The organism is Geoanaerobacter pelophilus, from assembly GCF_018476885.1.
Lineage (GTDB): Bacteria > Desulfobacterota > Desulfuromonadia > Geobacterales > DSM-12255 > Geoanaerobacter > Geoanaerobacter pelophilus.
In genome coordinates, this window is record NZ_JAHCVJ010000010.1 from 53,565 (window position 1) to 78,687 (window position 25,123).

Here is a 25,123-nt window from a genome sequence, read left to right on the forward strand (position 1 = left end):
ATCGCAAAATATCTAAAGTACCCCTTCTTTAAACCAGAGGTGGTTTATCCTCAAATATTGGTGAAATGTGAAATGACCCCTATGAAGCGCCAGATCCATCTGATCGTCCAGTATTACCGAGCCGCTACCCCTGAGCGGCAGGGGGAGATCGATACCTGCCTGCGGGAAAACCTGCAGAATCCTTTGATTGATGCGGTTCACCTGTTGACGGAAGAGTTGTTTGATCTTACGGCATTTTCGAATACAGAAAAAATTAAGCAGACGGTTATCAGTGAGCGCTTGACCTTCGAGCGGGCGTTTAAGTATGCCAACACCTGGCCTGAACCGGTTATCTGGATGCTATCCAATGCGGATATTTATTTTGATGATACGCTGCGGTTCCTGGTGAAGGTGGATTTCAGCAACCAGATTTTTGCACTGACTCGGCATAACATCATGCCCGACGGCAGTCTGGAGTTCATGCCGCCGGAGTACGCTCACGGCAGTCAGGATGTGTGGATATTTACGGCACCAGTACCTGTAGAGAAGATGTTTACGAGTTTTTATCTGGGGATACCGGGTTGCGATCACCGGATTGCTTACGAGTTTGTAAATTTCGGATTTGTGGTGCTGAACCCTTCTTTGATGCTTGTTGCCCGGCATTTGGATAATCTGAATCCGGTTGATATTCACACGAGGACAAACCAGTATGTTTCATTGATGAATGAAGAAGCCTACAGTTCTGGCAGGGCGGTTTGCCCACCGTATCAGTATTTTCTCTATCCGGGGGAAGAACTGATGCTGTCACATGAAACATTTGTCAGGATAGTCGGCCTGTCGGAAGCAAAACGGCAGTTGGAGTGGGATAAGGAAGCACTTGATTCAAAAAAGAGGCATCTTGAGACAGAAAAGACTCAGCTGATTCGTGAAACCTATGAGTTGAGGCGAATCATTAAGTCTAAAGATGAACAGATTTATGCATTGCAGAACTCGCTCAGTTGGCGGGTAACCGCGCCTCTGCGGCGCTTGGGGCACACTTTTTCGGTCAGCGCTACACCAACCCCGTTGCATCATGAAAATGCCGCCAATACTATGACACTGGATGAAATGGCGAAGTTAGTTTCTCAACAGCCAGCAACAAAGCCGACTATTCTCTTGCTTGATTTCAACCTTGGCGGCGGCTCAGGTCTCTACTCTCGCAATATGATTGCGCATATGGAGCAGCAGGGCCATAAGGTGGTACTGCTGGAGTATCGCTACGGCGTGAAAGATTATCACGTCGAATGCCACACTGGGCAGGAAATAGAGGATGTCCTCTTCCCACCAGATCTCGCAGGTTTTTTCCCCGATCTCCTAGAAAAACTGAAAATAGATTATGTAATTGCCTGTCAATTGGTTTCTTGGCCGGATACCGAAGCTGTTCTGAACACCATCCGGGAATCCAGGACTCCTTATATTGCCCTTGTTCATGACTATTTCATGGTCTGTCCCAACTGGACGTTGTTTGATTATCAGGAGAACTATTGCGCTGTGCCTGATGATCCTGCAGTATGCGCCACCTGTCTGGAAAAACTGCGGAGGCTTGATGTGCCGCTGGAACATCATACCGGCACAAAGAGGATCGAACCATGGCGGAGTGCAGCGGGAGCATTTTTGAGCCGGGCAGAAAAGGTCATCTGTTTTTCAGAAGCATCAATGAAGATCATGAAGCGAGCCTATCCGGAGCTTGAAAATATGCTTGTCAACGAGCACAGCATTCCTGAACAGCACCTTTTCACATGGCAGCAGCGGAGTCTGCCGGAAGACGGACTGTTAACGATTGCAGCTATAGGCTCTATCGGTGTCCCCAAAGGGAGTAAGTTGATTGAGCAGCTATTGAATGACAACCGCTTGTCGGGGCTCAATTTCAGACTGGTTGTCATCGGGGTGATACTTCCCCCGCCGTCTGCCAGTGACAGACTGGTAATTCATGGCAGTTACTCTCGTAAAGATCTCGGCACTCTTATGGAGCAGTACAAGGTGTCTGTGGTGATAATCTCAAGCGTCTGCCCAGAAACCTTTTGTTACTCTGCATCAGAGGCGCTGCTGCTGGGGTATCCTGTGATTGCTTGCAATTTGGGCGCACCGGCTGATAGAGTACGCAATTGCGACGCAGGATGGGTCGCTGATGCCCCATATATTGACGGCCTTGTATCGGTGATCAGCCAGATACTCGCACATCCGCATGCTGTTGAAAAGAAAAGTCTTAACACGAAAAAATATACTCCGGTATCCGTAGAGAGGCATTTAGCCGTCATCTCCGGGTGTTTACAGGGTAACTACTGATTTCAAGAGGATTTCATGCACATTTTTACTAGCGTTACTGCCAACTACGTCCCCAAAGCACGGGTGCTTGCCAAGTCGGTCAAAAAACATCACCCCAAGGCGCAGTTTCATCTGCTTCTCTCGGACAAACAGCCTGAGTGGCTGCATGAGAAATCAGAGCATTTCGATTCAATAATCAATATCGATGAGCTATCAATACCGAACAAGCAGGCATGGATATTCAAGCACCGGCTTGTGGAGTTGTGCACTGCGGTCAAGGGGTTCGGGTTCCAGGAGATCATCAAACGGCACAACCCAGATAAGATAATCTACCTTGACCCGGACATTACGGTGATGTCACGGCTTGACAGCATTACCGAGAGGCTTGACAAATTCAGCATTCTGCTGACTCCTCACCAGACAGAGCCGGACACTGATCTGCGGGCGATTGTCGACAATGAAATCTGCAGTCTGAAACACGGGATCTACAACCTCGGCTTTGTCGCTATTCGTAACTCTGATGAAGGCAGGCGCTTTGCCGATTGGTGGGCCAAGCGGTTGGAGCATTTCTGTTTTGACGATATCCCAAATGGCCTGTTTACCGATCAGCGTTGGTGCGATCTTGCCCCGTCGTTCTTTGAAGACCTGCTGATAATGCGGGAGCCGATTTATAACGTCTGTACCTGGAATCTTACTCAACGGAAGGTAACAGGTAAAGTGCCTGACGGACTGCTGATTAATGGACAACCTCTTTGTTTTTATCATTTTTCCGGATTCGATAGTGGGGCACAGAAAATGATGCTTGATCTGTATGGCAAGGATAGCCCCGTTCTGTATGAGCTGAGGGACTGGTATATCAATGAATGTTCAGTTATGGGGCAGGACCAATACGGGACAACGCCTTGCATGTATGATTGTTTCAGTGACGGCACAAAGATTTCTAAGTCTCATCGTTACATTTACCGAAAAGATCCTGCTTTAGCGACAAAGTTTCCTGATCCGTTCAAAGTGAGTGTTACAGACTCTTTTTTGAACTGGTACAAGAACACTTACAAGGACAGCAATATTATTCTGGACAATATTGAATATCATGAGTTACTCAATCTATATATGGCTGTGCTTAATGATGTTACATTAATTCGCAATTCGAAATCTTACAAGATCTTGAAGGCTTTGGGGATAATGCATGTGTGAGGAGTCCCTTGAAAAGTCAGTGCAACAACAAACCCGGATTATTGACGCATACCTTGATAGGGGGCCATTTACTACATGAATATTGTCGAGACTAGTACGGACAGACTTTCAAAGTGGTTTTGGAGTCATACGCCGGTAACTATACAAAGGTTGCGTTCGCAGAATCTTACTGAAGCCAATTGGCAGCTATGTCAAACTCAGGAACGGAACCACTCTGAATACTGCCCGGCTTTCCCGGAAATGCTTGAACTGGAATTGACTAAAGCATGTAACTTCATGTGTACGCACTGTGGAACGCATGGTTCTTCTGATCAGCATCGAACAAACAATAAATCAACTCCCATAGACATAGCCCTTCTCGACCAATTAGCGCAAGATGTTTTTCCATATCTCAGGCGTATTTCTCTAGTCGGCGAGGGCGAGCCGTTTATGGCTCCGCGATATCTTCTGCTCCACTTATTCAAGCAACTTGAACGCACTAATACGGGCCTGGATATTTCGACCAATGGGGCTCTGCTGGACTACGAGTTGATGTTTGCTATGCTACCAGTACTAGGAGATATCTGTTTTTCATTGGATGCTGCAACCAAGGAAACTTTTTATCTCGTGCGTCGTTCAAAAGACTTTGATTCAGTCATTGAGACGATAAAGAAACTTGCCAGTTTGAAGCAATATGCCCTAAGCGACAGGCGCCGGTTCCAGATTCAACTTTCATTTGCTCTGCGAAAAACTAATTGCTCTGAATTGATCGATTTTCTGCGAATGGCTGCTGAATTACAAGTCGATGGTGTTTATGTACGGCAACTCTTAGTGCATTTCCCCTCAATGGCATCTGAAACCTTGATTGACAAACCGGAGATCCTTAATCCCCTGATCGAACAGGCTTCGCGAGAAGCCGAGAAATTAGGACTTTCGGTCTTTCTTCCCGCACTCATCAATGACTCATCACATGTGATTCATAGTGCGCCAGTGATAGAAGTTTTGAGTGAGGCAGAAGTTCCGCAGAAGCAAGTACCAGAACAACCATTGGATGCAAACCCACAAAGTAAAAGCCGTGTGAACTGTGCTTTTCTTTGGCGCTGCATGGGAGTTCGCTCAACCGGGCATGTTTTTTCTTGTGGTTGCTTGAGTGCTCCACTTATAGGTGACATTAAAACAAATAGCCTTGCAGAAATATGGAACTGCGAAACTTTGAGAGATATGCGCAAGAGACTGGATACTGAAGACCCCCACCCGGCATGCAGTCATTGTTGGTACCGTGAGGTGTCATATTTTGATTCATTTGAAGGATCCGATTTTTCTCTTCAAAACGTCAGCCAACCAAAAGAAAAAACTTACGACGATAGCTCTTTCAATTCAAAGGACGAAGGATGAAAATCTACCTTATAAATTAATACTGTATAGTGTGTTGGCACAATTTAAGGACCTACTATATCTGCAAATCCGAATCAGGCACAAACTACATCGACGTCAACCGACGCACAGTAGAAATCGTCCACCAGAAAGACGCCGTCATCACCAAACTTTACGAATCAATCTCCTGGAAGATTACCGCACCGCTTTCAGAAGGTTCATGACAAGCTGTTTGGCTGATCGATAACAATGTAACCTTGTCAGTCCCAGCTGCGAGATGCAAAGATGGCCAACCACATGCCTGATTCACTGAAAAAAATACTGCTTCCCCCCAACAGCCGTCGTCGGCTGCTTGTAGACCTCATCTCCCGCGCCGTTGCCCAGCCGCGTGATTTCTTCCGCTATGTCAATTTTTCTTCGCTCCGCTATTTCCTGAATTATTTGAGAAATACCGATCCCGAGCTCGTGGGGAAAATGGTTGACGAGGTTCTGGCGCGCGACAGGATGCAAGGTGACAAGGCGGCGCAGATCAACCATCACTTCCTTCAGGTTGTTGCTGGAGAAAGCAGCCGTTCGAAGTGTGTTCCTCGGTCTACACAGGTAGATATTATCATTCCGATTTTCAATGCACCGGATCTGACTGCGGCGTGTATTGCCAGCGTGCTGAACAATTCGGAAAACTGCCGGGTTTTGATTGTCGATGACGCCAGCACCGACCCGCTGGTTGCCGGGGTTATAGCTGCTTTGCAGGCGGTGCCTGAGCGAGGCATAGAACTAGTAACGCATCGCAATGAAAGCAACCTCGGCTTTGTGCGCACCGTTAATCATGCGGTTGCCATGACCAGTAATCATTTCGTCATCCTCAATTCCGATACTGAGGTCCCTCCAGGATGGCTTGACCGGCTGTTCGCCCCAATCTTTGCCGGGCCGGACAGGGTTGCCAGCGTAACCCCCTTTTCCAATGCCGCCATGGCCTGCAGTTTCCCAGTGCCGGACCGCGATAATCAGCTTTTCAAAGGATTAACAGTTGCGGAGCTTGACGGTTATTTCCGGTTATTCGGAACAGATGAGCCGATTGAGCTGTTCAGCGGGGTCGGTTTCTGCATGGCGTTCAACCGGAGGGTGGTTGAACGGATAGGGATGTTTGACGCGGAAACCTTTGGCAGAGGGTATGGCGAAGAGACCGACTGGTCTCTCAGGGCCTACGATGCCGGTTTCTCTAATGTTCTGGCTGCGAACCTGTTTGTTTACCATAAACACGGCGCTTCTTTTGCTGCTGATGAGAAGGCGCGGTTGCTGGAGGCCAATCAAGACCTCTTGTGGAAACGCCATGGTCGCCATATGCCCCGGTTGCGGGCGATGGTCAGCCAGGATGCTCCTCGCGCCATTCGCGAAACGATAATGGTTGGCATCGATGCCCGGACAAAGAATCAATTGCGGGTGGCGATTCTGGATGTGGATATCCCGGGAGGGGGTACTGTTTACAGCGCCAAGCTCTCTGAGGAGTTGCAGCGGGCCAGCATGGAGGTGGTGCATTATCGCTTCAACCATAGGCAAAAATACCTGAAGATGCAGCTGTCGAGCGATGCTGCATCTCTAAGCCTGGTATTGCCGCCTGACTCGGTTGGCGAGTTTCCTGGTTTTTTGTCATTCTGCGGCATCGATGTCATCGTGGTAAATGAGCTCTTTTCCTGGCCTGAAATATTGAAAATAATGGGATGGCTCGTATCTGGGCAGTTGCCTTATCTGGTTATGTCCCACGACTTTTTCATGCTCTGTCCAAGCTGGTTTCTCCTCGACAAAAACGGCAAATTCTGCAAAGTGCCTGATAACATGTCGCCTTGTGAGAGTTGCCTGCCTGCAAACAGCCAATCGATGCACCGGGAATTTTATGGCACTTGTCTGGATAACCCTGGAGTTTGGCGAGCAAAGGCTGGTGAGTTTCTCGCCAAGGCTCGCGCCGTAATCTATTTTTCGAACACTACGCTCGATTATTTCAAGAGAGTTTATCCACAACTAACCAATCACTTTTTGAACGAACACCCGATCCCTAACGCCGAAAGGTTTATCTGGAAAGAGCGCCGTTATGACGGTGATGGCATCCTGCATCTGGCTGTTATCGGTCATCTCTTCCCTGTCAAGGGTGAGCGGATTATTAAGGAGATGATCGAGTCGGAAAGGTTCAAATCCTTACCGGTCAGTTTGCAGGTGTTCGGTGAGTCACCTCTCTACCCTCCGGGGCATGTCTCGTCGGACGGCCGGGTGTCTTTTCTTGGAAGTTACCGGCAGGAGGCCCTCCCACAACTTCTTGAGCAGCACGTCATTCACGCTGTACTCTTGCCGAGTATATGTCCGGAGACTTTTTCTTACACTACTTCAGAAGCGATACTGCTCGGTTTCCCGGTTATCTGCTTCAATCTTGGGGCGCAGGCTGAGCGGGTGAGACAGCACAAATGCGGGTTGATAGTTGATGATGTCTCTGCCGAAGCTCTGCTCAACGCTGTCGAACATTTGCTGGGCAATCCGGCACTGGTTGCTGAGTTCAGCAAAAATTGCCGTCAATATGTTCCTGCGAGGGGAGAAGCGCATTATGACGCAATTGTTTCCCTGATAAAAAACAATGCTGCTATTGCCAAGATCGTAGAATCTTGCCCGGTTTGATTATGCCTTGATCTAGGTTCAACCCTTTCTGTGTTGAGTAGGAGCAGGAAATAACATAAACTGCCTGAATTAAAACCCAATACTCCAACCTCAGGATCCTGGTCTCATGCAATCAGCTAACTCCTTTAATCGAAACTCTGTTTACGCCTCTTTGGCGTTTACCCTGCTTTTTTGCATGCTGACCCTTCCCCTGCTAAGGCAGACGGTGGCACCTGTCTGGGATGCCTTGGATTTGGTCTATCCTTCGTTCTGCTATCTTGCTGAATCTTTGCGGGATGGCCGGCTCCCTCTTTGGGACCCTTTTACCAACTGTGGCGATCCTTTTCACTCAGATCCTAACCGGCTGACCTTAAGTCCAATTGCGCAACTCTTTGCGCTACTCTTTGCAAAGCCTTCCGCCGGCTTCACTGCCTACTGGCTTACCCATTGGTGGCTCGGGGGCATCGGCATGCTTTGGCTTGCCCGCATTTTTGGTGCAGAGGCCATCGGTGCTGTTGCCGCTGCATTTTGTTATGCTTTTTCAGGATTTTTTGTCGGCCACGCCGAGCACACCACCTTTATTGTAATTGCCGCGTGGTTTCCCTGGATAATCGGCCTAGCGGAACTGTCGGTGGTGCGCAAGAGAATTTCATATGCACTTCTGGCTGGAGCGGCTTTTGGTTTCTGTGCCATAGACGGTGGTTATCCCGGCTTGATAGCTATGACCGGAGTAGCTCTGGCCTTCTGGCTTCTTATTCATCATCTGGTACCATCAACAACAGGGAGAGTAGATTCTCAATTCACGATAATAAAATGGATCTTGTTGACGTTGATGGTTGTGGGGGCACTTCTGGTAATGGTTTGGGCCCCCTACCTCAATGCTTTTTTCGTAGAAGGCGCCGGCTTCACGGATCGGGTATCGTCGCTTGACTCCAATGCTGCTATTTATGGTAACCCCTTCACTCCGAAGGCCCTGTTGTCACTGTTGTTTCCCTTTTCTACAATCCTGTTTTCAAATGTCACCAACCTTTTCAACGGAGCAAACTGGATGGGGGCCGATCTGTCCATGACCAATGCCTATCTTGGCATTATCGGCATTCCCCTTGCCTGGATTTGGCTGCGGAGGGAAGGAGATGGCAAAAAAAATCTCTGGCTGGCCATTTTCGCAGGAGTAATGTTTCTTATTTCCATGGGTGGCTACGGAGGAATAAGGACTGTCCTATTTTACCTGGTGCCGCCTACTCGATTCATGCAATACAATGCCGCATTTCGCCTCTTCTGGATCCTCCCCCTTTGCCTTGCTGCCGGTTTGGGGGTTACGCAATTAACCAGGGATCCGGGATCAAGAAAGGTATTCCTGAAGGCTCTGATGCTCTGGCTGGGGCTATCGGCAGCGGTTGCCGCTGTTGTTGGCTGGTTCCCTTACAGCAAAGGCTTTCCGCCTGCAGACTATTTGCCGCGACTGCTTATGCCCGGCATTGTCGTTCTGCCATTGGCCCTTGGCGTTGTCTGGTTCTGGACACGGAACCGGTCACCACTTATGGACCGGATGTTTCCTTTGATGCTTGCCGGGCTGGTAGTGTGCGATCTGGGAGAACATCTCTATGTCAACAGCTTTACGGTGTGGAGTAGAGAGAATGCGGCAATTGTGCAACAACTCGAAACCAACCTCAATAAAAGAGGCCTGACCTCTCCGGGGGAGCCTCCCTCCAGAAGTGCGGAACGGCCGACAGGAAACACCAACTCCCAACAACTTACCAAGATACCGGTTGTCTCTGGCTACATGCCTTATCACGCATTCAATTTTAACGAAACCCTTGTCAAAAGCAGGTTCATTGAGGTTTTGACCGCTCCTTACCGGTTCTGGTTGTCTCCCGGTGCGGAGCCTGTGCCGAGCAGGGAGCAGGCGCTGGCAGTTTTAACTCAAAGCGGGCTATCATCTCCAATCCCGGTATTTGTTGAAAAGAGGACCCAGTTGCCCTCTTCCCGGGTTGTGCCTGGGAGTTATGGCATTGCCCGAATTACCAGTTATGCCCCGGAAGAGGTGAAGCTTACAGCCTTTGTTCCGGGCAGCGCAGGGGCGATCCTTGCCAGCACCGAAAGGTATGCACCTGGATGGAAGGTATGGATTGATGGGCGGCAGGAAGAATCACTGCGAATTAATTTATATTTCCGTGGGGTTCGGGTCCCTCCGGGGGAGCACTCAGTTGTTTGGAGATATCAGCCCGCTAGGTGGGTACCGCTGGTTGTTGCCGGCTACGCGACAATACTCTTGTCTGTTATTGTGGCCACTTTATTGCTAAAGCGTGATAATATCAACGCGCGGCAGCGCCTGAAGAAAAGCGGACCTTTTCAGTGAAACTATCAGTTTGCATGGCAACCCGGAACGGTGAGCGGTTCATCGGCAGGCAACTGTCGTCGATCCTCATGCAGCTTGGCCATGATGATGAAATAGTCATCTCGGATGATTCTTCCACCGATCGGACCATTGATATCATCCTGAGTTATGCAGACCCCAGAATCCATCTTCTTAGAGGGAATACCTTTTTCAGCCCGGTTTTCAATTTTGAAAACGCTTTGAGGCACGCATCGGGCGATGTTATTGCCCTGTCGGACCAGGACGATGTTTGGCTGCCGAATAAGGTGTCGGTAATTCACCGCCTGTTTGAGAATCGGCCTTCGCCTGTTTACTTGGTGGTGATGGACGGCTCGGTCATTGATGAGACCGATAACGAGATTGCGCCCTCAATATTCGGGAGCCTCCGGCGACCAGGCCGCGGTATAGCACGGAATATTTTCGATAACAGTTACATTGGGTGTTGTATGGCCTTTTCGCGGGAGCTGCTGCCTATTGCCCTACCTTTCCCTGGGAAAATTCCGATGCATGATATGTGGCTGGGGATTTTAGCAGAAGTATTCGGCGTGACAGCTTTCGTCAGCGACAAAACAGTTTGCTACCGTAAACATGGTGCAAGCATGACCGGTTTTGCCATTCGCTTCATGCCGTGGATCCAGATAAAGCGGCGATGGTTCCTTGCAATGAATCTATTGAAACGATGGGTTCTCATGAAGCGCAGAGGCTGAAATCCTATGAGTTCCCAGTTTTCCGTATCCAGCAATGATGTCGATTCTCTGTTTCCTGGGACTGTGCCCCGGGTTTCGGTCATAATCGTCAACTGGAATGGCCGTGAGCATCTGGTTGAATGCCTGGATAGCCTTGCTGCGCAGACATTTCGTGATTTCGAGGTGTTGCTGGTCGATAACGGCTCTACTGACGGTTCTGTTGCTTTGGTCAAAGAACGCTACCCGTGGGTTAAGCTGACGGAACTATCTGAAAATACCGGGTTTGCCACCGGAAATAACCGTGGGCTACTGTATGCAACCGGCGAGTATCTGGTAACCTTGAACAACGATACCAGGGTTGACCCTGCCTGGCTGACTGAATTGGTTAGCGTGGCTGACTCGCATCCCGCAGCAGGGATGGTCGGTTGCCGTATCTGTTCGTATGATGAGCCTGATATCATTGATTCGCTGGGGTTCGGCATCTGCAGCGACGCCATGTCAAGGGGGCTGTTCAGGCGGCAGAGGTATTCATCTCTGACAATGGCACCGGTTGAGGAAATACTGATGCCGAGCGCCTGTGCTGCCCTGTACCGCAGAGCAATGATCGAAGAGGTCGGCTTCTTTGATGATGATTTTTTTGCCTATGCCGAAGACACCGACCTGGGGCTGCGTGGCCGCCTCGCCGGTTGGAGCGCACTCCTTGCAACCAGGGCCGTGGTGCTACACAAGTATTCTCGAACCGGTGGGACTTTTTCGCCGTTCAAGATTTTTCTGGTGGAACGGAACCATTACTGGGTGGCAGTCAAGAATTTCCCGGTATCATCGCTCCTTATGGTGCCGATGTTCACCATTGCCAGATACTGGAGGCAACTGCAGCTGATAATGGTTGGTGCCGGTGCCGGCGGGGAGTTCAAGGAGAGCGGTGCCACCGGGATGATTGTTGCCGCGTTGTTAAAGGGAATAATGATGGCCTTGCTAGGAACTCCGCGCGCACTGGTAAAAAGGGCACGGATCATGAATAAACGCAGGCTGTCTCCTGAAGAGATGTCACAGTTATTGCGCAGATACCGGCTTTCGTTTCGGGAGCTGCTTGACGATGCCGGACCCAAATAGGCTTTACCATGGTGATCAATGTATTTTGAAAAGATACAAGCGTTTTCGTTGCTGTTCAGCCTGATAATTTTTACTTTTATCTTCGGGCTGGTGCAGAAGCGCCGGGTCAAGGAAGAGTATTCGATACTCTGGTTCCTGATGAGTATCTTTTTCATCTACCTGTCTCTGGACAAACACGCCATAGACCGCTTCGGTGACCTGTTCGGCGTAGCCTACAAGCCGAGCATTCTGATGCTTTTTACCACTGCCTTCACCTTCCTGGTACTGATTCATGTCTCAATAATAATCACAAAACTGTCCGATCAGAACAAGGAGCTGATCCAGGAACTGGGATTGGGCAACCTTATCGGTCATTATGCACGAGAGAAAAACGCTGAAATCCTTGTGATTGTTCCCGCTTACAACGAAGAAGCAAGTATTGCGGAGGTCATAGCCGATTTACGATCCAATCAACGACCATTGGACATCATTGTGGTCAATGATGGGTCTATTGATCGGACCAGCGCGATTGCCCGTTTGCATGGGGTTGCCGTGATTGATCTCCCGAAAAACCTGGGAATCGGTGGTGCCGTGCAGGCAGGATTCAAGTATGCCGACCGGCTTGATTACCAGGTGGCGATCCAGTTTGATGGCGATGGCCAGCATATCGCCTCAGAGATTGAGAAACTGCTGGCTACGATGGATGAGAAAAAAGCCAATGTCGTGATCGGCTCACGCTTTATCGGTTGGAATGAAGGATATCGTTCTACCTTTGTCAGGAGATTTGGCATTCACCTGTTCGATGCGGTCAATTCCATCCTTATTGGTCAGAGGGTTACTGACAATACCTCCGGTTTCAGGGCATACGACAGCCGGGCCATCTCATTTCTCGCGAGTCATTACCCGATTGATTATCCTGAGCCGGAAGCGGTCATTCTTTTGGGACGGAACGGGTTCAAGCTTGCCGAGTCATCAATCTGCATGCGGGAGCGACAGGGTGGGACCTCCTCAATCAGTAGTTTGGGCGCGATCTATTACATGGTCAAGGTGTTGCTGGCCATAGTAATGACGGCATTGCGCAAGCCGATTATTAGTGTCGATTGACCTCCTTCTTGCCAATTGCGGTAAAAAAGTGCACAATACCGACCCCATGTCCCTGATCGGACTAAATTAAGTTACTGGGAGCTGCCATGAAAGTCGTCATCCTGGCCGGAGGTTTCGGCACACGTATCAGCGAGGAATCGCACCTCAAGCCCAAACCGATGATCGAGGTCGGTGGCAGGCCGATTCTCTGGCATATTATGAAGATCTACTCCAGCTATGGTTTCAACGATTTTGTGATTTGCCTGGGGTACAAGGCCTACAGCATCAAAGAATACTTTGCCCATTATTTCCTTCATGAGTCGGATGTCACCTTTGATTTCCGCAAAGACAATCAACGGGTGGTTCATAGCCATACTGCCGAGCCCTGGCGGGTGACTCTTGTGGATACCGGCCTGGAAACCATGACCGGTGGCCGGGTGAAACGGGTCGCTCCATATCTGGACAATGAGCCGTTCATGCTTACCTATGGTGATGGTGTCGGCGACGTGAACATCCGGGAGCTGGTTGCCTATCATGAAAAGAACGGCAAGCTGGCGACCGTTACTACCACCCAACCGAGCGGCAAGTTTGGCGCGCTGAATCTTTCCGACAGCAATCAGGTCTTGAGTTTCCAGGAGAAACCCAAAGGTGATGGCCACTGGATTAACGCCGGGTTCTTCGTCATGCAACCCGAGGTCTTGGACTATCTTGGTGATGACAGCACTGTCTTGGAAAAGGAGCCGCTGGAGCGACTGGCAGCCGGTGGGGAACTGGTGGCTTTCAAACATCACGGCTTCTGGCAGCCGATGGATACTCTGCGGGACAAGAACCACCTTGAAGACCTCTGGAAGGATGGTACTGCTCCCTGGAAGCTGTGGTAACCAGTTTGGGACAGGAATAACGAAATGATCGATAACTCATTCTGGCATGGGAAAAAAGTTTTCCTGACCGGCCATACCGGCTTCAAAGGGTCGTGGCTGTCGATATGGCTCCATAGCCTCGGGGCGCAAGTGACCGGCTACGCCCTTGATCCGCCTACCAAGCCGAGCCTCTTTGAGCTGGCTCGGGTCTCGGAGCTGGTAAACTCGGTTATTGCCGATGTCAGAGATCTCGACAGGCTTAGGTTGGAAATGGCCAAGGCTGCCCCTGACATTGTAATTCATATGGCTGCCCAGCCCTTGGTGCGTGACTCCTACAAGATTCCGGTGGAAACGTATGCCATCAATGTCATGGGCACGGTGCACCTGCTGGAGGCGGTGCGTAACTGCCCGACGGTCCGGGCGGTGGTAAATGTCACCACGGACAAGGTCTACGAAAACAGGGAGTGGGTTTGGGGATACCGTGAGCAAGAGCCTTTTGGCGGCTATGACCCTTATTCCAACAGCAAGGGGTGCTCGGAACTGGTGACAGCAGCCTACCGTTCCTCATATTTCAACCCCAGCCACTATGACCGGCACCGTGTGGCCGTGGCTTCGGCGCGGGCCGGCAATGTCATCGGCGGTGGTGACTGGGCCGGCGACCGGCTGGTGCCGGATATCGTCCGGGCCATAATGGCCGGGGAAAAAGTCCTGATCCGCAATCCTAATGCCATTCGCCCGTGGCAGCATGTGCTGGAGCCTCTCTCCGGCTATCTGTTGCTGGCGCAACGGCTCTTTGCCAGCGGAGCTGACTATGCCGAAGGGTGGAACTTCGGCCCGGCTGATGATGATGCCCGACCAGTGGAGTGGATTGTCCGGGAACTCTGCGAAAAATGGGGAGACGGTGCCGGATACCTGATCGACAATGGTGATCACCCGCATGAGGCCCATTACCTGAAGCTCGACTGCTCCAAGGCTCGGGCGCGGCTCTGCTGGGTGCCTCGCTGGGGGCTTGCCGCGGCATTGGACCGGATAGTTTCCTGGACCAAGGAGTATATTGCTGGCAATGACTTGCGCCATGTCTGTCAGCAGCAGATTATTGAATACGGGAGAGGGTTTGATGAGTGATAACGCCAAGCGCGATGCTGAGCTGCGCAGTAAGGCCATAGCTGCTGCGACAGAATATTATCGGTTCAAACATCAAAACGACAAGGCTTTTGAGCCAGGAGACAGGGTTGCCTACGCCGGCCGGGTTTTTGATGAGAAGGAAATCAGTGCCCTGATTGATTCATCGCTTGATTTCTGGTTGACTACCGGTCGCTATGCCGAAAGGTTCGAGCAAGAGTTCGCTAGGTTTCTCGGGGTGCAGCACTGCTCGCTGACCAATTCCGGGTCATCGGCAAACCTGCTGGCATTCATGGCCCTTACCTCGCCAAAGCTTGGCGAACGGAGGATCAGGCCTGGCGACGAAGTGATCACGGTTGCTGCGGGTTTCCCAACCACTGTTGCTCCGGTGATTCAGTATGGTGCAGTGCCAGTGTTCGTTGACGTCACTTTCCCGACTTATAACATTGATGTCAGCCGTCTTGAATCGGCCTTGTCGCCGCTTACCAAGGCGGTCATGGTGGCTCACACCCTGGGTAATCCCTTTGACCTGACCTCGGTAAAGGCGTTCTGCGACCGGAATGGCCTGTGGCTGATCGAGGATAACTGCGATGCCCTTGGTTCCAGGTATATGTACAAGGGCAAATGGCAGTACACCGGGACCATTGGGCATATCGGCACCTCAAGTTTTTATCCGCCCCACCATATGACCATGGGGGAGGGGGGCGCGATCTACACCAATGACATGCAGCTGAAAAGGCTGGTCGAGTCTTTCCGGGATTGGGGGCGCGACTGCTGGTGTCCGTCTGGTCGGGACAACACCTGTGGCAACCGCTTCGGCCAGCAGTTCGGCGAACTGCCGTTCGGCTACGATCATAAATATGTCTACTCGCATTTCGGCTATAACCTGAAAGTGACCGACATGCAGGCGGCCATCGGCTGCGCCCAGCTGGAAAAACTCCCGGGGTTCATCGAAGCGCGCAAGCGCAACTGGCAGCTCCTGCGCAATGGCCTCGATCCGCTTGCCGATAGCTTTATTCTGCCGGAGGCAACTGAGAATTCCGATCCTTCCTGGTTCGGATTTCTGCTGACGGTGCGGGACGATGCCGGTTTCAGGCGCGACCAACTGGTCAACCATCTGGAGAGTAAGGGGATTCAGACCAGGATGCTCTTTGCGGGCAATCTTACCAAGCACCCCTGTTTTGACGAGATGAGAAAAAGCGGCACAGGCTACCGGGTTGTCGGTGAACTGACTACCACCGACCGGATCATGAACGATACCTTCTGGGTAGGGGTATATCCGGGCATGACCGACGGGATGCTGGAATACATGGTGCAGCAGATTACTGCCTGCTGCCGGGGTTGAGGTTATGAAACTTTCCGATTATGTCATAGATTTCACCGCACGGCAGGGGGTGAACCATGTTTTCGAGTTCATCGGCGGCGCCATAACGCATCTGATCGACTCCATTCACCATCGTGAAGACATGGAGTGCATCTCCGTGCATCACGAGCAGACCGGCGCCTTTGCCGCCGAAGCCTATGCCCGGATCAACGGCCGGCTCGGACTGGCCATGGCAACCAGCGGACCGGGTGCGCTCAACATGGTCACCGGTATCGGGAGCTGCTGGTTCGACTCGGTCCCCTGCCTGTTCATCACCGGCCAGGTAAACACCTACGAATACAAGTTCGACCGTCCGGTACGCCAGATAGGCTTTCAGGAAACCGATATCGTATCAGTGGTCAAACCGCTTACCAAGTACGCGGTGCTGGTGACCGAGGCCGAATCGATCCGGTATCATCTGGAAAAGGCTGTCTGGCTTGCCCAGAATGGCAGGCCCGGCCCGGTGCTGCTGGATATCCCGATGAATATCCAGCGGGCGCAGATCGATCCCGACACTCTTGCCGGTTTCCTCGGTTCTGCGGAGCATGCGGCGCTGGCAACCGTTCCTGGCATTGACCCGGACGCGGTGCGCCAGGTGGCAGCGATGATCGCCACTGCGCAACGGCCGGTAATTCTTGCCGGTGGCGGGGTCAGGACGGCACAAGGGACCGACGAGCTTCAGTCGCTTGTGGAGCTGACCGGCATTCCGGTGGTGGCGACCCTGATGGGGCTCGATGCCGTGCCGCATGACAATCCAGCGTTTTTCGGCATGATCGGCTCCTATGGCAACCGCTTCAGCAACATGACCCTTGCCAATAGCGATCTGCTGCTGATTCTGGGAGCGCGGCTGGACAGCCGCCAGACCGGCACCCGCCCAGATACCTTTGCCCGCGCCGCCACCAGGGTTCATGTGGATATTGATCCGAACGAACTCAATGCCAAGGTGCAGGTCGATCTTGCTCTGCAGGGTGATGTGCGCGAGTTCCTGGCGGCTCTCAACCGCGAACTTGCCGGGAGTGCCAAGCCGGACCTGAAGAGCTGGTATGCGGTCATCAACGGTTACCGAGCAAAATATCCGACCTATGCTGATCCCGAGGAGTTTCCCGGCATCGATCCGAACCGCTTCATGGAGATCCTTTCGGACCGTTGTCGCGAAGGGGACCTGATCAGTCTCGATGTCGGGCAGAACCAGATGTGGGCCGGGCAGTCGTTCCGGCTCAAGAAGGATCAACGGATGCTCATCTCGGGAGGGATGGGGGCCATGGGGTTTGCCCTCCCCGCAGCCCTGGGCGCGGCCAAGGCTGTTGCGGGAAGACGCTCTCTGGCCATTGCCGGTGACGGCGGAATCCAGGTGAACATCCAGGATCTGGAAGTCATTGTATCCCGCCGGCTGCCGGTGAAGGTTATCGTGCTGAACAACAACTGTCTCGGCATGGTTCGTCAGTTTCAGGATATGTATTTCGGTGGTCGGCGCCAGTCGACAGTTATCGGCTACGGCTGCCCGAACCTCGTGAAAATCGCCGAAGCTTACGGCCTGCCGGCGTTTACTATCGATTCGCTCGAAACGGCTGCTTCTGTCCTGGATCAGGCCTTGGCCCTCGACGGCCCGGCCTACGTCGAAGTGGCGATCACCCAGAACAGCTGCGTCAACCCCAAACTGGTGGTGAACCGGCCGATTGAGGATATGTCGCCCCATCTGGACCGCAAGGAGCTGGAGGACGCCATGCTCATCGACCTGGTGGACGAGGGTGAGGTGCCGGAATAGCATGGAGAGGGACTGTTGACAGGGTCACTGCGCGTGGCGATTCTTGGCGCCACCAGCCATATCGCCAAAGGGCTCATCGCAGCATGGCTGAATGATCCGCGGCGGATAATGCATCTCTACGCCCGTTCCCCGGAACTGGCAGGTGCATTCGTTGCGGGACTGGGCGGAGGGCAGGTTGAACTGTTTCCGGTCGAGGCGTTCGGCGCAGAGCCGTTCGACGTGGTCGTCAACTGTATCGGCATCAGCGATCCGGGGAAATTGCGCGATCAGGCAGCAACCATCTTTGCTCTTACCGAAACCTGGGACAACCGGGTCATTAAGTCCCTTGAGCGGTGGCCGGAAGCGTTGTACCTGAATTTCAGCAGCGGTGCCGCCTACGGGACCGATTTCAGCAAAGCGGTTGACGCATCAACCCCGGCCTGTTTCCGGCTCAATTGCCTGGCGTCGAGCGAGTTCTATGGGATTGCCAAACTGCACGCAGAAGCCAAACACCGGGCTTTGCAGTCGTTGAACATCGTTGATTTGAGGGTTTTCAGCTATTTCAGCCGGTTCATTGATCTTTCTACGCGGTTTTTGCTGAGTGATATCATTGTAGCGATACAGAGCGGGACGGAGTTGGTCACCACCCCGTCAAATATCGTTCGGGATTATGTCCACCCCGATGATCTTGCTGCCCTTGTGGATTGCTGCATTAAGGCTCGCCGTCTGAACGAGGTTTACGATGTCTACAGTGCAAAACCGGCAGCCAAATTTGAGATTCTCGAAGCGTTTGTCGCCCGTTTCGGGCTTCAATACCGCGTTACGGATGATGCCGTGACCGTTGATGCAACCGGCTCCAAGGATCATTACTACTCCAGAAACCACCGCGCCGAAACACTGGGGTACACACCCTGCCAAACCTCTCTCGATGCGCTCATGGGCGAAGCCGGGGCGATACTGGTAAAACAGGGCCAGCAGTTCACATAGGATCGTACATGCTCAAGAAACTTCTCCCCTACAGCCTCAGAAAGAACCTGCTCGACCTGCTGCAACCGGACCGGCCGGGAATCGGCCCGGTGTTGCGCCGGATGGACCGGGACAAGAAAGTGATTTTCGATATCGGTGCAAACGTGGGTGATGTCTCCTGCTACCTGCTGCATTATTTTCCACAGGCAACAGTCTTCGGCTTCGAACCGTGCTTGGATACGCATGCCCGGCTGCTGGAAAATGTTGCTGCTGCCGGATTTTCAGACCGCTTCAAGCCGTTTCGCCTCGGGTTTTTCGACCAGGAGACCGAGGGCACGCTCAATGTCGCGTCTGCACATGGCGCCAGTTCAATGCTGGAGCTGGGCGCTGAGTACCGGCTCCTCAATCCCCACATTGAGATGGTTGCCACGGAAAAGATTCCGTTGATGCGCCTCGATGATTTTGTTGCACGGGAGCGGATCGCCCATATCGATCTAGTGAAGATCGATGTCGAAGGAGTTGAACTCCAGGTGCTGCGTGGCGGTGCAGAAACCTTTTCCCGCCTAGTCGACACCGTTGTGATGGAAATCTCCTTTGTCCGAAGGCCACGGGAGGAGAGTGAGTATATCCGGTTATTCCAGATCCTCCACGACTACGGATTTGCCCCTGCTGAAATCTACGATGTTGCCCACGCCGGTGACGGCCCCTGGAAACTGGCCCAGTTCGACTGCGTATTCCGCAGGTTCTGACATGCCTGTTGCCACCATAGCTTTTCACAATATCTACGAGGAATTGAACCGCGACAATGCCCTTTTCGACCGGAACGATGCGCCGATAGGGGACGACCTGCTTCTTCCTTTCGGAGAACTCCGCCAGAAAGGTGCCGCACGGGGGGTGACCGTTGCGACAACCGCTGTTCTCAAGGCTGATCGAGTCGATGCGTATGTGTTTGTCGATATGCCCGACCCGGAGTCGCAACAGTTCCGTCAGGCCCGTGCCAGCGGCCGCCCACTATATCTTCTGATGATGGAGAGTCCGCTGGCTGTGTCGCGTAATTACGACGCTGCCAGTTATGACTATTTCAATAAAATTTTCACCTACAACGATGCACTGGTCGATGGCGAACGTTTCATCAAGCTGAACTATGCGTTCCGGCTGCCAACGGCTATTCCGAAAGACCTGGCCCGCAAGGAGCGGCTCTGTGTCACCATCGCGGGTTCAAAAAAATCACGCCATCCTCTGGAACTTTACTCCGAGCGTCTGGCCGCCATCCGCTGGTTCGAGGAGAACCACCCCGCGGAGTTTGACCTTTACGGCGTAGGGTGGGACGAGATCCGCTCAGCCCGAATACCGAAGCTGAGTCTCCTGAACCGTATCAGCTGGCTCAAGAACGCTCTTGCCCCCGCGTTTCCCTCCTGGCGCGGACCGGTGGCCCGCAAGCGCGACGTCATGGGGCGCTACCGCTTCGCCCTCTGCTATGAAAACATCCGCGATGTGCCCGGCTACATCACGGAGAAGCTGTTCGATGCCTTTTTTTCCGGCACGGTGCCGGTGTACCGGGGAGCGGACAATGTCGCCGATCACATTCCGGCAGACTGTTTCATCGACCTGCGGGAGTTCGGCGGCTATGGGGCGTTATACGATTACCTGACCTCCATGCCGGACGAACGCTATATCCGGTATCTCGAAGCGATCGAAAATTTCCTGACCAGTGACCGGGCAACGCCGTTTTCCTGCGATTTTTTCGCCGAAACCCTGCTAAAAGGGGTGCTGAATGACTGAGCGGCTGCTCCTCACCATTGCTGTTCCCACGTACAACGGCGAACGGACCATCGACCGATGCCTGGCCAGCGTGCTGCCGCAACTGAGGGGTGGAGTGGAACTGCTGGTCTGCGACAACGCTTCAACCGATGCCACTGCTACGGTGGTCGGCGGTCTGGCCGGGGGTGAGCCGCGGCTGCGCTATATTCGCAACGATGAGAATGTGGGGTTTGACCGCAATATCGATCTTTGCCTGCAGCGGGCGCATGGAGAATTTGTCTGGCTGCTGGGGGACGACGACATCCTTTGCCGGGCCGATGCGATCGAGATGGTCCTCCGGGTGATCGAGGAACATCCCGAAGTCTCCGCCATTTTTGCAGATTCACGCCATCCGATCCTGCTTGATCCCCGCGATTCCGGTCTTTGCCGGGATGGTGCAGATTTCCTGCGTAAAAGCCGCTTCAAGAGCGGACTCGTTTCGTCAAACATCTTCCGGAAGAGCGCCTGGCAGGCTGTGCCGCTTGAGAGCTATCTAGGCAGTGGCTGGTTGCATATGGGTTTTCTGGTCCAGGCACTGGCACGCTTTCCGTCGTATGTAATCTGCGAAGAGCTGGTTGCACAGCTGGTGTACGAGGAGGGGTTCGGAATCGGTCGCTGGGGGGGGACCGGCAGTTTCATCCATACCGGGCTGAACTTGGTGCGGATTTACCGGGAGATGCCCTCGCTGGGCTACGATCAGGCAACGGTGAGAGCCGCCTACATGACCATCAAGGGGGGGTATCCACGGTATATCCCGACTGCCAAGGCCAAGGGGTTGCGGGTGGATTGGCGGCTCATCCGGGAGTTCGCGGAGCTGTATCGGCAATTTCCGTCGTTCTGGCTGCTGGATCTTCCGCTCCTGCTGCTGCCGGGATGCCTGTTCCGGGCAGGGCGCGCCTTGCGGCTGGCGCTGCAGGGAAAGGGGCGCGCCAATGGGAAGTGACCGTCGCCGGAAGGTTATTCTCGGCACATCGTCCGGCTACCTCAGCATCCTGGTCACCAACCTGCTGTCGGTTGTTTCCGTGCCGTTAACCCTGGGCTATTTCGGCGCCGACCGCTACGGTGCGCTGGCGCTCCTGATGACCATGGTCAACTACCTGTCGGTCACGAATTTCGGCATCCCTTCTGCCTGCGCCATCCTGGCGGCAAAGTCCGCAGACCGTCGCGAACAGCTGGCCATTGTCGCACGCTCGTTCGTGATCCTTGCCGGTATCAGCGTGGTGGTGCTGGCGATTTTCCTGCTTCTGTCCGGCTATCCGGGATGGGTGGCCGTGCTGGGGAAGATTCCCGACGGAATTGCGGGTGAGATCAGCCGGGCCGCGTTCTGGACCGCGGTGCTGTTCCTGCTGAACCTGCTCGCCGCTCCGTTCATGTCCGGTTTCATCGCTCTCCAGAAGGTGCATGTGGAGCGGTTTTACAATACGGTCAGCACCAACAGCTATGTGCTGGCGCTGGCAGCCGTGATCTTTTTCAGAGGGGACCTTGCCGACTACGCCATTGCCAGGGGGGGATTGGTGCTGCTCTGCAACATGGCCGGCGTCATGCACTTCCTGTGCGGATATACGGAGAACCGGCGTATCTTTAGCGAGGGTTCCCGGCACCTGCTCCAGGCCGCAACCCCACCCGAGTTCGGCAGCCGTGCGATTATCGCCTCCGGCGGACGGCTGTTCGTCGCCGGGCTGGCTGCCCTGGTGGTATGGCAGACCGACAATCTGGTGATCAGCCATTTCATGGGGGTTGGCGCCGTAACCCCCTATCAGGTGACATTCAAGCTGATCACTATGACCTTTATCCTCTTTACGGCAATCAATCCTGCGATTTCGCCGCACTACGGTCGGGCCTGGGCAACCGGCGACATCGGCTGGATTGCCGGAACCTATAACCAGATCGCCCTGGCGGCCTCGGCTCTCGGCGGCCTGGTCTGGGTGGGGGCTTTGGCCTTTGCGGAGCCGATCATCGATCTCTGGGCAGGCCATGCCGCTTATGCCGGCCCGCTGGCGGTTTTCTCCCTGGGCGGCTATGGCTACCTGCTCTCCCTCATCGGTGTGCATGCCGCACTGCTCTCCAGTCTCAATCTGGTGAAGAATCTGCCGCTCATCTCGTGGCTGGAGGCCGGGGCCAACTTGGCGCTCTCCCTGGTTTTTGTCCGCCTGCTCGGACTGGGAGGGGTTGCGCTCGGAACGTTTCTCGCTGCGCTCGTCACGGTGTTCTGGCTCATCCCGGCGGAGATTGCCCGGCGCACGGACGGCAAAATCGCGCTTGCCTGGGGACCAGTCGCTGCCCAGACCGCTTTTGCCCTGTTCCCTGCCCTTGCCGGGGTGCTGCTGGCGAACCGCTTCATCCCCGCAATCTTGCCGAAGCTGCTGGTCAACTTTGCCATCGTGGCCGGATACCTGGCACTCTCCTGGTGGCGGCTGCCAGAGGCGATCCGGCAGCAGGCAGTGGAGCTGGCCGGCAGTATCCTGCCCCGGAAGCTGCGGAAAGGAGGCGGACCATGAATGGCAACCAGCCGCTGGTTTCGGTCTGCATCCCCACCCGGAACAGTGCGCGCTATCTGGAAGCAGCCCTGGACAGCATTGCCGCTCAGACCTGGGAACATCTCGAGGTACTCATCGGCGACAATGCCTCCACCGATGAGACGCTCGAAATAGCAGAACGTTACGTGCTTCGCTACGGCTGGAAGCTGCTGCGGAGCCCCCGCGATCTCGGGGCGTTCGGTAACTGGAACCGGCTTGTCGCTGCTGCTCAGGGCGATTATATCGCGATCTACCATTCCGATGACTGTTACGAACCGGCAATTGTGGCAGAGTCCGTTGCGGTCCTGGAGGGGAATCCAGAACTCGGGCTCGTTGCCGCGCTGGCAACGGTAATTGACGCCAAAGGGGTGGAGCAGTATCATGTCGAGCTCCCGGAAGGGGTGGACGTAGCCCCGTCATACCGGTTCGAAGACGTTTTCCAGGCCGTTCTCGGCAATGGGGGAGAGCGCATCTTTCTGGTCACTCCTACGGTGATGGTCAGGCGCCGCATGTACGACGGACTGGGCATGTTCGACACGAGCGGACGCTTTGCCTCTGCCGGAGATTACGAGATGTGGTTGCGGATCGCGGCGCAGAACCCGGTTGCGGTCATCCCGCGGCCGCTCATGCGTTACCGGGTACATGAAGGGCAGGGGAGCGAAACAGAGCTGCGCCGCAACCTTGAGCTTCCCGACCTGCTGGCGGTTCTGGAGCAGTACTCGGAGATGATCGAAGACCACGATATCCGGTTGGCGTACGACTGCTACCGCTCCCGGACCTATCTCAAAACAGCGCTCAAGCAGAACTGCGCCGGTGATTTCAGCCGCAGCAGCATGACGGCGGATCTCATCCGTTCCGGCCGGTATCTCCCCATCGCAAAGCTGGTCCAAGTAGCAAACCGTTTCGGAATCAATCTCCGCTGCTGGCCGGGGCGCTCCTGGCCATGCCGCATCCTTTCCGGGAGCGACTGATGGAGAAACCGCTGCAGGTGCTCTATGTCATTCACGATGCCCGTCGTGGTGGGGTGCAGTCGGTCATGCTGCGGGTCATTGCCGCTCTCGACCGGAACCGGGTAGAGCCGACCGTGCTGTTCCCTTTTGACGGACCGTGCGCCCGGGAATTGCGGCAGCTGGGGATCAGGGTTATCGCGGACGGAGCTCAGTTGCCGCTACTCTGGCGCTTAAAAAGGTTCACAATGATCCCGCGGCTGCTGGAACTGGCAAAGCAGGCGGATATCGTGCATCTGAACAGCGTGATGCTGGCTCTTCCCGCTCTGGCCGCGAGCCTGTTCGGGGCCAGGACCGTCTACCACCTCCACGAGCTGCCGGGAAAGATGGGGCGGCTGCTCACAGCTGCCATCATGATGGCTGACTGCGCAGCATTCTGCTCGCAGACCTGCGCAGACCATTTTGCCGCGGTCCGGGCGAAAAAAAAGGTTGTCCTGGTGAATGCCGTCCAACTGCCCGAAGCGCTTGATAAACCGGATTCCGGCAGGGTGCCGAAGGTTGTCATGCTCGGCAGCATCAATTACGGCAAAGGACAGGACCTGCTGCTGGATGCGTTCGCCCTGGTGAGGAATCGGGCAGAGCTCCACTTCTACGGCAATGTTGGGTTGTCTGCCAGAATGTATGCCCGGACCCTGCGGGCAAAAGCCGCTGAAACGCTGGCAGGCACGGTTTTTTTTCACCCCCCTACCGATGACGTCAGCGGACTGCTTGCCGAAACCGATCTTCTGGTGCATACTTCGCGGCGTGAATCGTTCGGAATGGCCCTGGTCGAGGCCATGGCTGCCGGGATACCGGTGATCGCCAACAATCTCGGCGGCATGCGCGAGGTCGTCGCTGATTGTGAAACCGGTTATCTTGTCGAGCCGGGCAACCCGGAACTGCTAGCTGCGCGGATCGATACCCTGCTTGCCGATCCCGGCCTCCGGAAGCGGATGGGGAGGGCGGGGCATGAGCGGGTCCGTGAGCGTTACGACATTGCCGTGCGGGTCAAGGATTACCATGAACTCTATGAAACCTTGCAGCATGCGGAGAGATAA

At 53.9% G+C, this 25,123-nt stretch carries 19 protein-coding genes; all 19 read left to right on the forward strand.

The features are described from left to right. The first annotated feature begins 72 nt into the window (after positions 1–72). The 19 genes from KI809_RS18380 to KI809_RS18470 all read left to right on the forward strand — a co-directional run bounded on the left by KI809_RS18380 (position 73) and on the right by KI809_RS18470 (position 25,123). Complete coding sequence (locus KI809_RS18380) at positions 73–2,304, forward strand: glycosyltransferase family 4 protein (RefSeq protein ID WP_214173065.1); 2,232 nt, start codon at positions 73–75, stop codon at positions 2,302–2,304. Between the two features lie 15 nt (positions 2,305–2,319). Further along, positions 2,320–3,477: a glycosyltransferase gene (locus KI809_RS18385; protein WP_214173066.1), complete on the forward strand. Its 1,158-nt coding sequence runs from the start codon at positions 2,320–2,322 to the stop codon at positions 3,475–3,477. A gap of 75 nt (positions 3,478–3,552) precedes the next feature. Continuing rightward, complete coding sequence (locus KI809_RS18390) at positions 3,553–4,851, forward strand: radical SAM protein (RefSeq protein WP_214173067.1); 1,299 nt, start codon at positions 3,553–3,555, stop codon at positions 4,849–4,851. 264 nt (positions 4,852–5,115) lie between these two features. Further along, a complete protein-coding gene (locus tag KI809_RS18395; RefSeq protein ID WP_214173068.1) occupies positions 5,116–7,491 on the forward strand; it encodes a glycosyltransferase family 2 protein in 2,376 nt (791 codons plus the stop codon). Between the two features lie 106 nt (positions 7,492–7,597). Further along, complete coding sequence (locus KI809_RS18400; protein ID WP_214173069.1) at positions 7,598–9,829, forward strand: hypothetical protein; 2,232 nt, start codon at positions 7,598–7,600, stop codon at positions 9,827–9,829. Then, a complete protein-coding gene (locus tag KI809_RS18405) occupies positions 9,826–10,554 on the forward strand; it encodes a glycosyltransferase family 2 protein (protein ID WP_214173070.1) in 729 nt (242 codons plus the stop codon). Before KI809_RS18400 ends, KI809_RS18405 begins: the two co-directional genes overlap by 4 nt. A gap of 6 nt (positions 10,555–10,560) precedes the next feature. Continuing rightward, on the forward strand, positions 10,561–11,646 hold the full coding sequence (locus tag KI809_RS18410) for a glycosyltransferase family 2 protein (protein WP_214173071.1): 1,086 nt from the start codon (positions 10,561–10,563) through the stop codon (positions 11,644–11,646). Between the two features lie 18 nt (positions 11,647–11,664). Further along, entirely contained in the window at positions 11,665–12,729 is a 1,065-nt protein-coding gene (locus KI809_RS18415) for a DUF2304 family protein (protein ID WP_214173072.1), read from the forward strand. 86 nt (positions 12,730–12,815) lie between these two features. Continuing rightward, the gene (gene rfbF, locus KI809_RS18420; protein ID WP_214173073.1) at positions 12,816–13,589 is read left to right on the forward strand and encodes a glucose-1-phosphate cytidylyltransferase; all 774 of its coding nucleotides are present in this window, start codon (positions 12,816–12,818) and stop codon (positions 13,587–13,589) included. A 24-nt stretch (positions 13,590–13,613) separates the two neighbouring features. Continuing rightward, a complete protein-coding gene (rfbG, locus tag KI809_RS18425; RefSeq protein ID WP_214173074.1) occupies positions 13,614–14,693 on the forward strand; it encodes a CDP-glucose 4,6-dehydratase in 1,080 nt (359 codons plus the stop codon). Further along, on the forward strand, positions 14,686–16,035 hold the full coding sequence (gene rfbH, locus KI809_RS18430) for a lipopolysaccharide biosynthesis protein RfbH (protein WP_214173075.1): 1,350 nt from the start codon (positions 14,686–14,688) through the stop codon (positions 16,033–16,035). The genes rfbG and rfbH overlap by 8 nt, the downstream gene beginning before the upstream one ends. A 4-nt stretch (positions 16,036–16,039) precedes the next feature. After that, positions 16,040–17,818: a thiamine pyrophosphate-binding protein gene (locus KI809_RS18435; RefSeq protein ID WP_214173076.1), complete on the forward strand. Its 1,779-nt coding sequence runs from the start codon at positions 16,040–16,042 to the stop codon at positions 17,816–17,818. A 15-nt stretch (positions 17,819–17,833) separates the two neighbouring features. Next, positions 17,834–18,784: an NAD-dependent epimerase/dehydratase family protein gene (locus KI809_RS18440; protein ID WP_214173077.1), complete on the forward strand. Its 951-nt coding sequence runs from the start codon at positions 17,834–17,836 to the stop codon at positions 18,782–18,784. Positions 18,785–18,792: 8 nt separating this feature from the next. Beyond that, positions 18,793–19,512 carry an FkbM family methyltransferase gene (locus tag KI809_RS18445; protein ID WP_214173078.1) on the forward strand — a complete coding sequence of 240 codons (720 nt, stop codon included), beginning with the start codon at positions 18,793–18,795 and terminating at the stop codon, positions 19,510–19,512. Between the two features lies 1 nt (position 19,513). Then, positions 19,514–20,545, forward strand: coding sequence for a glycosyltransferase family 10 domain-containing protein (locus tag KI809_RS18450; RefSeq protein WP_214173079.1), 1,032 nt, complete (start codon positions 19,514–19,516; stop codon positions 20,543–20,545). Further along, positions 20,538–21,506 (forward strand): glycosyltransferase family 2 protein, encoded by a 969-nt coding sequence (locus KI809_RS18455; protein ID WP_214173080.1) that lies wholly within the window; start codon positions 20,538–20,540, stop codon positions 21,504–21,506. Before KI809_RS18450 ends, KI809_RS18455 begins: the two co-directional genes overlap by 8 nt. Then, the gene (locus tag KI809_RS18460; RefSeq protein ID WP_214173081.1) at positions 21,496–23,061 is read left to right on the forward strand and encodes a lipopolysaccharide biosynthesis protein; all 1,566 of its coding nucleotides are present in this window, start codon (positions 21,496–21,498) and stop codon (positions 23,059–23,061) included. The genes KI809_RS18455 and KI809_RS18460 overlap by 11 nt, the downstream gene beginning before the upstream one ends. Further along, positions 23,058–24,050 (forward strand): glycosyltransferase, encoded by a 993-nt coding sequence (locus KI809_RS18465; RefSeq protein WP_214173082.1) that lies wholly within the window; start codon positions 23,058–23,060, stop codon positions 24,048–24,050. The genes KI809_RS18460 and KI809_RS18465 overlap by 4 nt, the downstream gene beginning before the upstream one ends. Beyond that, entirely contained in the window at positions 24,023–25,123 is a 1,101-nt protein-coding gene (locus KI809_RS18470; protein WP_214173083.1) for a glycosyltransferase family 4 protein, read from the forward strand. Before KI809_RS18465 ends, KI809_RS18470 begins: the two co-directional genes overlap by 28 nt.